General features: G+C 39.4%; 14 protein-coding genes. 1 reads left to right on the top strand and 13 read right to left on the bottom strand.

The genetic code is table 11. The features are described 5' to 3' along the window. Nucleotides 1-47: 47 nt before the first annotated feature. Nucleotides 48-1076: a LacI family DNA-binding transcriptional regulator gene (locus BQ7344_RS08405; protein WP_072522225.1), complete on the top strand. Its 1029-nt coding sequence runs from the start codon at nt 48-50 to the stop codon at nt 1074-1076. Nucleotides 1077-1145: 69 nt separating this feature from the next. Here BQ7344_RS08405 and BQ7344_RS08410 read toward each other — a convergent pair whose 3' ends face one another. From BQ7344_RS08410 to BQ7344_RS08470, 13 genes are all read right to left on the bottom strand, one after another. After that, complete coding sequence (locus BQ7344_RS08410; protein WP_072522226.1) at nt 1146-1325, bottom strand: hypothetical protein; 180 nt, start codon at nt 1323-1325, stop codon at nt 1146-1148. 14 nt (nt 1326-1339) lie between these two features. Next, a complete protein-coding gene (locus BQ7344_RS08415; protein WP_072522227.1) occupies nt 1340-2701 on the bottom strand; it encodes an MATE family efflux transporter in 1362 nt (453 codons plus the stop codon). Nucleotides 2702-2944: 243 nt separating this feature from the next. Beyond that, the gene (locus BQ7344_RS08420) at nt 2945-3256 is read right to left on the bottom strand and encodes a YbjQ family protein (protein WP_072522228.1); all 312 of its coding nucleotides are present in this window, start codon (nt 3254-3256) and stop codon (nt 2945-2947) included. After that, a complete protein-coding gene (locus BQ7344_RS08425) occupies nt 3237-3878 on the bottom strand; it encodes a MerR family transcriptional regulator (RefSeq protein WP_072522229.1) in 642 nt (213 codons plus the stop codon). The genes BQ7344_RS08420 and BQ7344_RS08425 overlap by 20 nt, the downstream gene beginning before the upstream one ends. A 135-nt stretch (nt 3879-4013) precedes the next feature. Further along, entirely contained in the window at nt 4014-5336 is a 1323-nt protein-coding gene (locus BQ7344_RS08430) for a Na+/H+ antiporter NhaC family protein (protein WP_072522230.1), read from the bottom strand. A 50-nt stretch (nt 5337-5386) separates the two neighbouring features. After that, entirely contained in the window at nt 5387-5725 is a 339-nt protein-coding gene (locus tag BQ7344_RS08435; RefSeq protein ID WP_083585513.1) for an EamA family transporter, read from the bottom strand. After that, nucleotides 5722-6063, bottom strand: a complete 342-nt coding sequence (locus BQ7344_RS08440) for an EamA family transporter (protein ID WP_072522231.1) — start codon at nt 6061-6063, stop codon at nt 5722-5724. Before BQ7344_RS08440 ends, BQ7344_RS08435 begins: the two co-directional genes overlap by 4 nt. A gap of 9 nt (nt 6064-6072) precedes the next feature. Further along, complete coding sequence (locus tag BQ7344_RS08445) at nt 6073-6873, bottom strand: glycosyltransferase family 2 protein (RefSeq protein WP_072522232.1); 801 nt, start codon at nt 6871-6873, stop codon at nt 6073-6075. Next, the gene (locus BQ7344_RS08450) at nt 6870-7658 is read right to left on the bottom strand and encodes a sugar phosphate isomerase/epimerase family protein (protein WP_072522233.1); all 789 of its coding nucleotides are present in this window, start codon (nt 7656-7658) and stop codon (nt 6870-6872) included. The genes BQ7344_RS08445 and BQ7344_RS08450 overlap by 4 nt, the downstream gene beginning before the upstream one ends. Continuing rightward, complete coding sequence (locus tag BQ7344_RS08455; RefSeq protein ID WP_143143547.1) at nt 7655-9709, bottom strand: hypothetical protein; 2055 nt, start codon at nt 9707-9709, stop codon at nt 7655-7657. Before BQ7344_RS08455 ends, BQ7344_RS08450 begins: the two co-directional genes overlap by 4 nt. Nucleotides 9710-9773: 64 nt before the next feature. Next, entirely contained in the window at nt 9774-10703 is a 930-nt protein-coding gene (locus BQ7344_RS08460; RefSeq protein ID WP_072522235.1) for a sugar nucleotide-binding protein, read from the bottom strand. Between the two features lie 13 nt (nt 10704-10716). Next, nucleotides 10717-11655, bottom strand: coding sequence for a glycosyltransferase (locus BQ7344_RS08465; RefSeq protein ID WP_072522236.1), 939 nt, complete (start codon nt 11653-11655; stop codon nt 10717-10719). Further along, entirely contained in the window at nt 11645-12778 is a 1134-nt protein-coding gene (locus BQ7344_RS08470) for an FAD-dependent oxidoreductase (protein WP_072522237.1), read from the bottom strand. The genes BQ7344_RS08465 and BQ7344_RS08470 overlap by 11 nt, the downstream gene beginning before the upstream one ends. Nucleotides 12779-13313: the final 535 nt, after the last annotated feature.

Genomic DNA, 13313 nt, shown 5'->3' on the forward strand with positions numbered 1-13313 from the left:
ATATATAGTATTTAGTAACAGAACTAAACGCAAAGGCAGGAATGCTTATGACAAATAAAGAAATTGCAAAATTGCTGGATATCTCTCCGGCCGCTCTTTCTCTGATACTGAATCATAAACCTGGTGTTTCTGATCAGACAAGAGCCAATGTTTTACAAAAAGTAACTGAAATGGGATATGGACATCTGATTAAACCTGTAAAAAAAGAAAACGTCGCTGATCAGACTATTTGCTTTGTTGTATATCTGAAGCATGGAAAGATTCTGAATCAACACCCATTCTTTCTTTTATTGATGGAAAGTATTGAATCCCATGCCAGAAAACTTGGTTACAATATTACGCTGATTACAATGGATGCTAACTCCTCAGTTACAGAACAGATTGATTCAATTATTCGGCTGAATCCAAAAGGCATCATTTTGTTTGCCACTGAAATGCTTGATGAAGATCTCAGACTCTTTATGTCACTTCCATTTCCATATGTAGCTATTGATAATGATTTTCCATATCTGGATGTCAATACAGTAGCAATCAATAATCAACTGGGAACTTATCAGGCAATTGAATATCTGGTGCAACAGGGACATCAGAATATTGGGTATTTTCACAGCAGCGACTATATCAGCAGTTTTGCAGAACGAAAAGAGGGCTATATAAGCGCATTAAAGCATTTTAATCTGAAACTTAATCCTGATTATATGTTTGATGTGCGCTATTCAGAGGAAGGAAGTTATCAGGATATTCACAAAATTCTACAAACGATAACCACCCTGCCCACTGCTTTTGTTTGTGATGACGATACCATTGCAGTCGGAGCACTCCGCGCATTTACTACTGCCGGTTACAAAGTACCTGATGATGTTTCATTAATTGGTTTCAATGATCGTCCAAATTCTGCAATTACTCAGCCACCACTTACTTCAGTCAATGTTCCAAAAGGTTCCTTTGGTTCTGCGGCTGTCAGCGCCTTAGTATCTCTGATTGATAAAAAAGAGCGCAACAGTTGGGATCGGTCACTAAAAACCAGAATCGGAACACAGCTCAGCATCCGTGAATCTGTCAGAAAACTCAATTGATTTTTACAAACAAAAAGATGTTATCATCCATTTTACAATGGTTTGATAACATCTTTTCTGTTTATAAAATTATGCGTTTTTCTTTCGATTCCATTGAATTACGCTGCTCCTAAAGGCTTTATACATTGCAGGTGATAACTCAGGCGCATCTTCATCCGTCACGATTGGAGAATTCTTCGCCTCCATAACTTCCTGCAATTGTTCGCGTGTTGGTTTCTGCCCTTTACTTATAGTAAATGTTTTGATCATAATAAAGCCTCCTTTCAGATTCCGTTGCCAGTCTTGCAGACTTGACGTTTCCTCGTTATCCACAAAAATGTACAGGTAAATATGATTCCTTTTATGATTGATGTTATGGAAAGTGCCCACCAGATTCCACTGAGACCGATCAGACCTCCCAATATAATTGCAAGCGGGATTCTTGCACTGGTAAAGGCGATGCTGATGATACTGCAAAGCCTTGTCCTGCCTAGTCCGGACAAAGCGCCGACGGTCGTCAGTTCCACGCACATAAAAGCCTCACTGAAACCAATGATCACCAGATATCCAACGGCCGTTGCAACTGCTTTCGGTTCGTGGAAAAAAATATCTGCGATTGTCTTCGGAAAGCAGATAAATACAAAGCTGATCAGCAGTCCCCAGATACCTACCGTCCACAGAGACGCGCGATATCCTTTACGGACACGGTCCATCTTTCCGGCACCATAATTCTGTGCAATAAAGGCATTCAGCGCTGCCGCAAAACCATCCGCCGTATTCCATGAAATGGATTCAATCTGCCCGCCGACTCTCTGCGTGGCAACGGCTTCGGCACCGTAGGCAGATACCATTCGCGTCAGTACCATGGAAATCGCACAGTAAGCCATACCCTGAATTGCAGTCGGAATACCAATCCTGCAGAGTCCGCCGAGATATTCTTTCGGTATCTTTGCCGTCAGCCGGATTCCTTTTAATACATTTTCTTTCTTTTGTATGATCACACCAAGAATCATAATCGTCATAACAATCGCCTGAGCTGTCACTGTTGCGATTGCAGCACCTACTACTCCAAGCTTCGGAAACGATCCCGGTCCAAGGATCAGCACCGGATCAAGAATCATGTTTGTAACAAGTCCAATCAGGTTGGCCAGAAACGGTGTCTTCGAATCACCCTGTGCTGTATACAACCCTGTCATTGTCAGCGTCAGAAATGAAAATACAATCAGTCCGCATGCAATCTTGGTATAGGATAGGGCTGCGGTCTGTGCCTCCGGATCCGTCAACTGAAAAAATGCGACCATTTGCCGTGTAAACAAAAGCGAAATAACCGCGTATGCCATTCCCATAAGTGTCGCAAGCTGCACTGCTGCCTGTGCAAAACCATGGGCTCTGTCACGTTCGCCGCGTCCAATGCACTGTGCCACCTGCACCTGTCCGCCCATCCTCGCCATAGCCGCAAGTCCCTGCGAAAGCCATGTAAACATACCGCCGACTCCAACTCCTGCAACTGCTTTTGATCCCAGCAGTCCGATCCATGCCATATCTGTGATATTATATAAAGTCCCAAGAAACGAAGATGCCATGATTGGGATGGCAAGTTTCGTCAGTGTTTTCAAAATAGGACCTTTTGTTAAATTCCCTTCCATTCTCTTTCCCTCATCCGTTTTATTCTTCACCCATTAGTCCTATTATACATGGTTTAATCTATATTTTCATCAGAAAAATTCATAGTTATAAGCAATAGTTATAAGCATATTTCCAAATCACACCAATTTACCACTCATAAATTGGTTGACCCGTGCTATAGCAATCGTCTTCTTAGTCGTTGGAATCACAAAATGCAGGATAGTATATTAGAACTATACTTCCCTGCATTTCATTTTTAATGTTTATTTATATTTTACCGCTGTTCCGTAGGCAATCACCTCTGCCGCCCCTGCCATGACCTGAGAAGAACCATATTTCACACCGATCACTGCATCGGCATCCATCTCTTTTGCCTCATCAACCATACGCTTCGTGGCAATCTGTCTTGCCTCATTCAGCATTTCCGTATAACCGACGATTTCACCGCCAACCAGTGTTTTCATGCCTGCCATAAAATCTCTGCCGACGTTTTTTGTCTGTACAACTGTTCCTTTTACGATTCCAAGCGGCTCAAACTCCACACCCGGAATATATTCAATACTTAGAAGCTTCATCCTCTTCTCCTCCTTCGATCTCTTTCATTCTTCCTGCAAGTGCTACGAGCGTTCCCACAATAATTACTGCCGGAATCCCTGCTATAAGCAGAAGCATTCCCAGCGGAATCGGATCCTGTGTGTTTGCCCAGAATACGATTACGATCGTAATCAGCATAAGCAATACCATAACTGCCGCACCAATGATCGCCCCGTTTCTTTTTTTCTTATGGATATCCATTTTGTTTATATCCATAAACTTTGCACCTTCTTTCTCCATCTGCTCAATTTCTTCCAGACATTCCTCCGCATTGAGAGAATCCAGTGAACGATGCTCCAGGATCAGGCGTTCGCAGATATCCTGCATTTTCGAAAGACCCTCCTTACGGTGTTCCAGTTCTTTCAGATGCTGTTCGAGGCAGATCTGCAGGCTTTTCTTTCTTTCGAAGAGAGCTTTCATTTCTTCTATGGAAATATCCATCTTGCGGAACAGTTTGATTTCCTGAAGTCGAATGACATCTGCCTGATGATATTCCCTGTACCCGTTTTCTGCACGTGCTACATTGAGTAATCCCTGCTCTTCATAAAAACGGATATTTTTTCTTGTGATTCCAACCAGCTCTTCCACCTGTTTGATTTTCATACTGCTACCTCTTACTTTTCTGACGGCCCCGGAAACCATTCACATCGCTGTCTGTATCTGTTTTATACAGCTTCCATAAGGTGGAAGGTCAAGTATTTTTTCAAATTTCTTTACTTTTATATGTCCATGCCGCTTTTACAAAGAACCCTGCTGTCTGTCACTCTTTAATATCATAACAATGGATGCCAGCAGAAGAAACATCGGATAATAAAGCTTCGGCATGATCTGGAAAGCGGAAATGTCGCCGCCCAGCTCATTGACCGCTGAGATTGCCACGAGCATCTGTGCTCCATATGGAATGATTCCCTGAAAGATGCAGGAAAATGTGTCAAGGATTGATGCAGTCTTTCGTGGTGTAATGCCATACTCCTGTGCCATTTCTTTCGCGATTGGATTTGCCATCACAATTGCAACTGTGTTGTTTGCCGTCGCAATATCCATCGCACCAACCAGAAGTCCCATGCCAAGCTGCCCGCCTTTTTTGCCTCGAAAAATCTTGTGAATCCATCCAAGCAGCGCATCAAATCCACCATATTCACGAATCAGAGCACACATAGCCGCAACCAGAATTGCCACCATACATGTCTCAAACATTCCGGATACACCAGAACCCATGTTTGTCAGAAGTTCCACCGGTGTGATATGGCCTCCGGCAAGCATAATGACTGCACCCGACACAATACCGGTCAAAAGAACCACAAACACATTGATCCCGACAATTCCCCCGATCAGCACCAGTACATACGGAAGCACCTGAAGCAGATGATAAGACTGTGTAACATGTCCTTTAATTTCTGTATGAAAGGAAAGAATGAAAATCACGGCCAGGGTTACGACTGCCGCAGGAAATGCGATCCAGAAATTCTCCCGGAATTTATCTTTCATCTCACATCCCTGTCCGTTGCATGCCGCAATCGTCGTATCCGAGATAAACGACAGGTTATCTCCAAACATTGCTCCGCCTATGACCGATGCCACACAAAATGCAAGATCAAAACCGGATGCTTTTGAGACTGCTGCCGCAATCGGTACAAGCAAAGTGATCGTTCCTACGGAAGTTCCCATTGCCACAGAGACAAAACAAGCCACGACAAATAATACCGCCACGGAGAATCTTGCCGGAATCAGTGTCAACATACAATATGCCACACTTTCCGCACTGCTTCTTCCTACTACACCGACAAAAGAGCCGGCTGCAAGAAAAATCAGAAGCATTGTGATGATATTTTTGTCCCCGACACCACGTGCCATAAGCTCCAGTTTTTTATCAAAATCTACTTTTCGATTCTGCAGACATGCGACCAGAATTGCCGCAAGAAACGCAACAACGATCGGTACATTATAAAATCCCATCGGAATTTTCATTACATATTCAAATAAAATACCCAGTCCAAGATACAATACAAGAAATACCCCTATCGGCAGAAGTGCAATGGCATTGCCTTTTTCTTTCTTCATTATCAAAATCCCTTCTCCATTTATTAAATATAGTAAAAAAAATGGGAAGGCTAAGCTTCCCACATAGAAACACAAACCGCACCAATCAGTATTAAAATCACACCCGCTATTTTCCTTTTTGTGATTTTTTCTTTCAGGATTAAATATGCCAGTACCATCGTCCATATATATGTCAGCGAAGTTAATGGCAAAACCACTGAATAATCCAGCCATTTCAGTACCCAGATATTGATCACCGCTGACAGAAGATATAAGAAGCCACCCACATAAAGGTTTATATTTTTAAGCATAGCTATAATGCCTGCTTCTCCTGAAGCTCTTTTTAAAAATAAAGAAGCGACAGATCCAAGCAGCGTCATAACAAGAAGTTCTCCAAAATAAATCATCATTCCTCGTCACCTCCTGCTATCAGTATGACACCCGCAATAATGATCAGGACACCTATACTCTTTAATAATGTAATTTGTTCTTTCAGAACTGCCGCTGCCAGAAATATACTGAGTACATAATTCAGACTTAACATCGGCTGAAGTACGGAAAGTTTTCCATATTTATAGGCAATGATCATAACCAGTGCTCCCACTCCATAGAAGCAGAAGCCAGCCAGCATTACTATGATTCCCTGCGCAGCGGAAAGCTTCCATAATAACTGTCCAACACAGACACATATAGAAGAAACCAGCATCAATAAGATGCCTTTTTTATTTTTTTGAAATGATTCCAACATTTATCTCATCTACCTCTGTTTCGGATTATATGCCCCTCTGGCATTCTTAAGCAAAATTGACATCAATTCTGAATTGCCTTTAAAAAAGCTGATTTTTGTAGGTGTTTTTCCGGTTTTCGGATATGCCCTTTTTACCGGAATCTCACAGGCTTTGTATCCAATCTGGGTTGCTCTGACAGAAAGATATGCCAAAAGTTCATAAGTCATAAAAACATCACGTAATGGCTGCACTCTCTCATCTGTTAAATATCTTCTTGAATATGCTCTGTACGCATTTGTTGTATCTGTAAAGCGCTGATGCGCTGTCAGTGAAATGATCGGAGCATGAATCAGTTTGACCGATACCGTTCTGATAAACGGGGTATTAATTGCTTTTCCGCCTTTAATAAAACGAGAACCCTGAATCAGATCATAGCCTTCTTTCAGCTTTTCAATGAAATTGGGTACATCTTCAATACTATCCTTATTATTACCATCAATTGTAATAATACCTTCATACCCACGCTGCAAAGCCCACCATATGCCCATTCGAAGCTGAGCGCCCTGTTTGCCGACATCCTGTTTGACCAGAAGAGTATTTACCTGCAGACTCTTAAGTTTAGATTCTTCTGTACAACCATCAGAAGAACCTCCATCACATATTACGATATCTGCATATTCAGAAACTTTATACTTTGCAGCACGCTGCAGTTCTTTTTTTATACGTTCACCTTCGTTGATGATCGGTATTAAGACAACATAATCTTTTTTTCTTTTTTCATATTCGAAGCACTCAAATTTAGGCACCCCTGGCTGTTTTTCATAAATCATGAAAAAATCTCCTTCACATATTTCATTTTTTCTTCTAATAAATATATGTCATCTACTTTTCCCATCTCAATGGAAACAAAACCCTGATAATTCTCTTTCACTAAAATATCTCTTAATTCAGAATGAAGCTTTCTTTCCTCGACCGGTTTTAAGCCTGGCTCACTGATATGTACATGGTTAATGATAGAAACTTTTCCTATCAGTTCTGACAGATTCTCCCTATTCTGAATAACTGTTCCCAGATCTAAATTCAACTTAAATCCATCCGATCCGACCTGTTCAATCAACTCTATTGCAGATACTGTGTCATTAATAAAATTGGTATTGTATATTGGAGGGTTTGCCTCCATACCAATTGTTGTTCCCCTGCTGGCTGCATAATCTCCTATAGTTCTGAAAAAATCAGTTGCTACGTCAGGATCATACTCTCCCTCAATATTTCTGTTTCTCGGACAGCCAAACACCAGATTACCACAGCCGATTGCTGCTGCAAAATCGATTGCTTTTTTTGTATATTCTGTCAGTGCCTCTCTGTCCTCCGGTGAATGGAAGATTTTTTCCTGTCTGCCATACCAGATAGACTGCATGGATGGAACGCAAAAGCCATACTCTTTTTTCAGGCTTTCGCTCCACTTTTTTGCATCTTCTGATTTGTCATACGGACTTTCAGGGAATATTCTGGTCGGCGCTATCTCCAATCCCCGAAAATCCAGTTTCTTCATTATTTTATAAATCTGTTCGTCAGACTCACTGACCCATCCGATATTTGAAATTGAAAGTCTCATTTATAATTTTTTTCCTTTGCCGATTTGAATGCCTGTACAATTTTGTTCACAATAATATAAAAACAAATCTGGATGAATCCAAAATACCATAAAACATAATTCATATGTGTATGTATATATGAATGTGACTTAGCAAGAATAAACCATGATTCTGCAGTCAGGAAAAAGATAATATACATCGCAAATAACTCAACATTCAGATGTTTATTCCTTGCCTCTGCCCCAAATATACAAAGTGGGATTACGCAAAGTATCGGGAACAGATTACCTCCGATTCCTGTAATTACTTCTGTAGAGAAATGGAAATACTGACAAAATACAGTCCAGACTGAAGCATTAAACGAATCCCAGTAAGATGTAGCAAATTCATTTAAATCTCCTCCTACGGTTCTTCTGAGGACATCATGCTCAAATATGCTTTTGATTCCTGCAATCAGATCACCATTTCCTCTTAATGGAGCATGCATACATATAGCTGTCGCAAAACCACACACAGCAACGATTCCAATTATTAAAATCGTCCGTACTTCCAGTTTAATTTTATCTTTGTCTTTATCTGCTACTGCCTTTACAAGATCCGCAAGCAAAAATGCAATAAGCCCCATCATGATCACAGAAATATATTCATATCCACAAAGGCACTTTGCGGTAATTGCAATATATGCCATGACATAGCTTGCGATTCTGCATTTTCTGCTTGAAATCTTCCATGCGCAGAATATTCCGACTGCCATAGGAATGAACCAGGTAAACTCTACCCAATACAAATTTCTCGCAAAATTTATGATCCACGGCGACAGCCAGAACGTTACAAAGAAACAAACTGCCAATATTTCATTATATTTTTTTGCAAGTAATACAACTATCACAGCAAATACAAATGCTGTAATGACACAACATAACAGGTTCAGATTTGAAACTATTCCTCTGTTTCCGATCAGGCGTGCCAAATGTTTAAACACTTTTCCCTGAAGTCCATACTGGCTTGTATATGCCTGAAGCAGACTTTTGTGGAACTGCTCTCCTTTGGCATTTAAGAAAATGGCATTGTCTAACGAACCATTCTTTCCATAGGATATTCTCTCGCCATCTAATTTCATTATGATATTGGTTCCGTCATCTGAAATATCAATAATTTCTCTTTTAGAACCGTCCGCAAACTGTATCCAGTTTCCGGCTGTTGCAACTTCCAGACTATACGGATTCATAGTCACTTTTATCGCGCACTCTGTCCGCGAATAACCATTATACCAGTCATCATCTGTTATATAGTTGTCTGTTCGAGAATTTCTCAGCCAGCCTTTTAAATTGCAATATCCTCCTAATCCAAATCCTGCGTCGGATTCATTTCTGAAATATTCTCCATCTTTATCTGCATATATCATTCCCAATACCAGTGATTCACTGTTCGCCTGGAATCCTTCGTATTTCTTGTTTTCACTATCTATAGAATTATACTCGTAATTCCATGCAAGAACAGTAGTCATAAACAATATAACAGCTGCAATTCCAAAACATTTCTTCCCTTTAATATCAAATGTTTTGTATGCTAAAAACAGCCATAAAGCTATCAAAAACATACAGATCAGAGCTTTATTTTGAAATGTAAATGTGGAGTGCTTATATGCAAATGATATGAGTGCGTCACCCTCGACATTTTCCGCCGGCAGATATGACCTTTTCACTTTCTGTAAATGCGGAGTTACCTCACAGTTTTCTGCTGAAACAGTCAGTTTGTATTTTTGACCCTGCTTAAGATCTGCCGATGTATAAACTTTGTACCAGGAATCTCCTCTCACAGTACTCAGATCAATAAGAACGGTGTCTTTTGTATTCCCCTTCTCATCTGCAATATTTACCTTGATCTCTCCTGAATTTTTAGACGGCTGGTTTTTAAAATATAATTCAATTCCGGTCATATACGGTTTTTTCGGTGAAAAAACCATATCATAATCTTGATCTGCAAGATCTATTTCTCCCTGATAATCGCTTTCTAAAATCTGACTTAAATCTACTTCTTCTCTGAAATAGCCGGTTCTGAATATGTCCATTGGTCCCATCAGTATCATATACAAAATTATTATTACTGAGGCAAGCCAGAAAAATGTTTTTTTCTTATTTATCTTTTTCATCTGCGTTTATAAATTCCTTTATCTCTTCTAATTCAGCTTCTTTTGTTTCAATATAATGACCGTTTCCACCAAAAGCCTCTGCATGAACAGTTCTGTAATCATAATTCGCAGGTACAGCATTGAGTTCATTTTTGAATTCTTCTCCGGTCAGATACTGATATAATTCTCCTGCGGAAAGCGGTTCCGTTGCCGGATGCCACAGCGTAATGTTATTCTTAAGTGCAATCTGAATATCATTCCAAAGCCTTCCAAGATTATAAAACTGATAGATGCTCCGGCTGTCTGTAAAATTGAGTGCTGAAAAGCCAAGTTTTCTGAACTTCTCTTTTAATAATTCTCTGTCCTGCTCTGAAACTGCGACTTTATAGAAACCATTATCCTGCAGACTATAATATTTTTTTAAATCCGAATCCTTTTCTGATAGCTCTCTGAATTTGGACTCTTTAAGCATAAACGGAATTACATTTATGTAATCATAGATGAAGTTCTTTTTTATGTTCTTTCCAAAAAGTCCCGGAAGTCGGATAATCAATGCATCCGGATATTTTTCTCTTACCCATAACTCCAGTTGATAGCGGTTAAAACCGTACGCATGAAGATCTTCCGTATCAATCTCTGAATTTTCGTCCACACCTACCGGTGTCTTAAACACATCGATTGTAGAAATCAATACAAGCTTCTTTGGGTTTATCTTTGTAATATTATCCTCAGCCTGTTTTATCAGCTCCATATCCTTTTCAGGTGCATTGTTTGCCAGATATTTTTCCGCTCTGAGTCCGGCATATATCAACAGATCAGGATTTGTCCCGTATGCTTCCTCTATATTCTTTGAGTTATATGCTCCATCAAAAGAGCCTGCTGCATATATATTACTTCCAACAAACCCTGTATAACCAACAAGTGTCGTTTTCATTATAATTCCCCTTTTACTTTGTTAATTTTTCTATGCTTTCAAAATTGTACTGTTTTCTTTTGAATACGAGGTCTACTAAAAGTTGTAAATATTTGATAATTACTGTTAAAATTCCAAACAGCGCAAAGAAAGCAACCGAAAGAAACAGGATCGTGGTTGTCCATCCAGCGACAGGAGTCGAAGTTGCATAAATTGTAATAGAATATATGATCATAAATACAGACATGATCATCATAAGTACTGTCATTAATTTTGAAAAAGAATATCCCACTTCTGTAAACAAAAGAAGTGAATCAACTGCAAGATCTGTTCGGAAGTTTTCTTCTTTTCTGTCTGTTTCGCGATCAACTGTATTCACAACTGTATATTTCACATTTGCAGTCTTCAGTCCGCAGTTTGCATACACAGCTTTCCTGTAAGGAATCGTCTTATTCATTGCATCAACACGGTTTAAGACCCTGCGGCTCAGCACTCTGAAGCTTTCTGTCGTCATCTTGTATGAAAGATTTGTATACCGGTCAAAGACCTTATAAAAAATCTTAGAAGAAAACTTTTCTTTTCGGTCTGCGGAAGCACTTACAATATCAAATCCTGTAAGTGATTTTCTGTAAATTTCCATTATCATATCTGGATTAAAATCAAGAATTGTATTATCAAACTCAAAAACAAAATCTCCGATTGACATATCAATTCCTGCATTCATAGACAGTTCAAGTCCATGAAAATAGCTCATATTTACAACAGAAACACTCGTAATACTTGCTTTCTCACTTGTTTCCTTTATTTTTTGCAGTGAACTGTCATCTGATGAATCATTTACACAGATAATTTCAGAATGTTCAAAGTTATTTTCCATTATCTCAATAATGGTACTTAAAAAACGGGTTATCCTGTTCTCTGCATTATGTACATATATTACCGCAGATGCAAAATTCTTCTCTTTATTCGCCATCACTTAACACCTCATCCAAATCGTATACTGTATTAATTTTTCCTGATAAAACTGCAACAAACGTTGGTTTATCCGAAAATTTTCTTATTACTGTTGGTCTCGAATCATCTATCTCAGAACTCATAAGTATTGGTTTCATAGAGAAAAGTGATTTTACATATTCAAATCCATAATCGTCCAACATATATTTTCTTGCCAGATTTGCCATATATGGAAATGCTGTTGCCGGCTTCGCTGGACAATCATTACAGTTTCCGAGATGGAATGTCGAACAGAAACCATTGCTTTTTTCCTGACAGGCAAATGTAGGTACACCATCATAGCTTGTTGTATGAGGTGTAAATGTAACTGATGTTAATGAATGATAACCAGTTTTACCAAATGGCATAATTGAAAAGAACGGACCATCCATGACCGTAAATCCGATATTTTTCAGTTTTTCATTCACATCGCAGAGAATGATTTCACAAAGTTCATATTTGATACCAAACTTCTCATATCCTACCATATCCAAAATCTGATTTGTTCCCGCATAAGTTGCATTCAATACAAATCCTGACTGATATGCCCCCCCGTCTGCGGTATGTACGACAAATGCGTCTGTATCCTTATCTATACTCCTGATGTCAACTCCATACTTAATTTCAACAGAATTCGGATATTTCGCCAGTTCTTCCATGAAATAGTCTTTCAATATCATTGCGTCATATGTGTATTCCCTTGTTCGGAATACTCCATCGCACATGCCATCTTTAAAATAATTTCCGGGATGTAACTCTTCACACGGAATGTTTGCTGCCTTGCAGAACTCTTTAAACTGCTTTCCATTTGACCATGAATACTCTGCTGACGTGGCATATATCTGATCGAATTGCTTATTCACGCAAAAGGCATAATCTTTATTAAATCGTTCAAAATATCCTGCTGATTTCATAGCTGTAGATATAGATCTCGGATAATGATAACCCTGGTGAACTCGCGCCTGATTAATGTATGTTGCTCTTCTGAACGGGGTCGAATCACATTCCAAAACAATTACATTCTGTCCTCTTCTACAGCAAAATAACGCTGAATATAAGCCATAAAGTCCAGCCCCAATGATGATTTTATCGTATTTTCTCATTTTCATCCCTTCATTAAATCTATGCTTTTTATTTCTTTTTCAAGACATAAGAATCTTATCCTATAATATAATATAACCCCTGACTTTTCAAGTATTTACCAGATTTTGTGATATTATTTCATCCAACAGAAAACCCCCGGAAACCTTACGGTTCCGGGGTATCTTACGTTTGTGAGGTTCTTAAAATCTCATTATTTTCTGTGATTTTCGTGTCCATATTGTCCTGTATTGCCGATTTTCCGAGTTATATTTTTATTCTCTTTACATTTTAGTATCAAAATGGTATCACAGCTCCATTTTTATGCACTGGCAACTTTCCGGTTGTGGCTTCCTGTCCTGACTGTTATAATCGAAACATGGGTGCTACCATAACGGTAGGCGGTTAGTCCTTCAACAGAGGGTTGCAGAGTGCCAGTGGCACTCGTTTTGCAACGACCGAAGTGAAACGGAGACCTGTGACCCTCTGATCACATAGAAACCCGAAAGGGAATCCACTGGAAAGGAGGGCTAAGCCAATGAGTATTGTTGACTTCAT

Source organism: Blautia sp. Marseille-P3087, assembly GCF_900120195.1.
In the GTDB taxonomy this organism is placed as follows: Bacteria; Bacillota; Clostridia; order Lachnospirales; family Lachnospiraceae; genus Blautia_A.

Excerpts from the sequence above, each read along its gene's own strand:
- BQ7344_RS08405 (WP_072522225.1), top strand. The coding sequence starts at position 48 with ATGACAAATAAAGAAATTGCAAAATTGCTGGATATCTCTCCGGCCGCT.
- BQ7344_RS08410 (WP_072522226.1), bottom strand. The coding sequence starts at position 1,325 with ATGATCAAAACATTTACTATAAGTAAAGGGCAGAAACCAACACGCGAA.
- BQ7344_RS08415 (WP_072522227.1), bottom strand. The coding sequence starts at position 2,701 with ATGGAAGGGAATTTAACAAAAGGTCCTATTTTGAAAACACTGACGAAA.
- BQ7344_RS08420 (WP_072522228.1), bottom strand. The coding sequence starts at position 3,256 with ATGAAGCTTCTAAGTATTGAATATATTCCGGGTGTGGAGTTTGAGCCG.
- BQ7344_RS08425 (WP_072522229.1), bottom strand. The coding sequence starts at position 3,878 with ATGAAAATCAAACAGGTGGAAGAGCTGGTTGGAATCACAAGAAAAAAT.
- BQ7344_RS08430 (WP_072522230.1), bottom strand. The coding sequence starts at position 5,336 with ATGAAGAAAGAAAAAGGCAATGCCATTGCACTTCTGCCGATAGGGGTA.
- BQ7344_RS08435 (WP_083585513.1), bottom strand. The coding sequence starts at position 5,725 with ATGATGATTTATTTTGGAGAACTTCTTGTTATGACGCTGCTTGGATCT.
- BQ7344_RS08440 (WP_072522231.1), bottom strand. The coding sequence starts at position 6,063 with ATGTTGGAATCATTTCAAAAAAATAAAAAAGGCATCTTATTGATGCTG.
- BQ7344_RS08445 (WP_072522232.1), bottom strand. The coding sequence starts at position 6,873 with ATGATTTATGAAAAACAGCCAGGGGTGCCTAAATTTGAGTGCTTCGAA.
- BQ7344_RS08450 (WP_072522233.1), bottom strand. The coding sequence starts at position 7,658 with ATGAGACTTTCAATTTCAAATATCGGATGGGTCAGTGAGTCTGACGAA.
- BQ7344_RS08455 (WP_143143547.1), bottom strand. The coding sequence starts at position 9,709 with ATGGACATATTCAGAACCGGCTATTTCAGAGAAGAAGTAGATTTAAGT.
- BQ7344_RS08460 (WP_072522235.1), bottom strand. The coding sequence starts at position 10,703 with ATGAAAACGACACTTGTTGGTTATACAGGGTTTGTTGGAAGTAATATA.
- BQ7344_RS08465 (WP_072522236.1), bottom strand. The coding sequence starts at position 11,655 with ATGGCGAATAAAGAGAAGAATTTTGCATCTGCGGTAATATATGTACAT.
- BQ7344_RS08470 (WP_072522237.1), bottom strand. The coding sequence starts at position 12,778 with ATGAGAAAATACGATAAAATCATCATTGGGGCTGGACTTTATGGCTTA.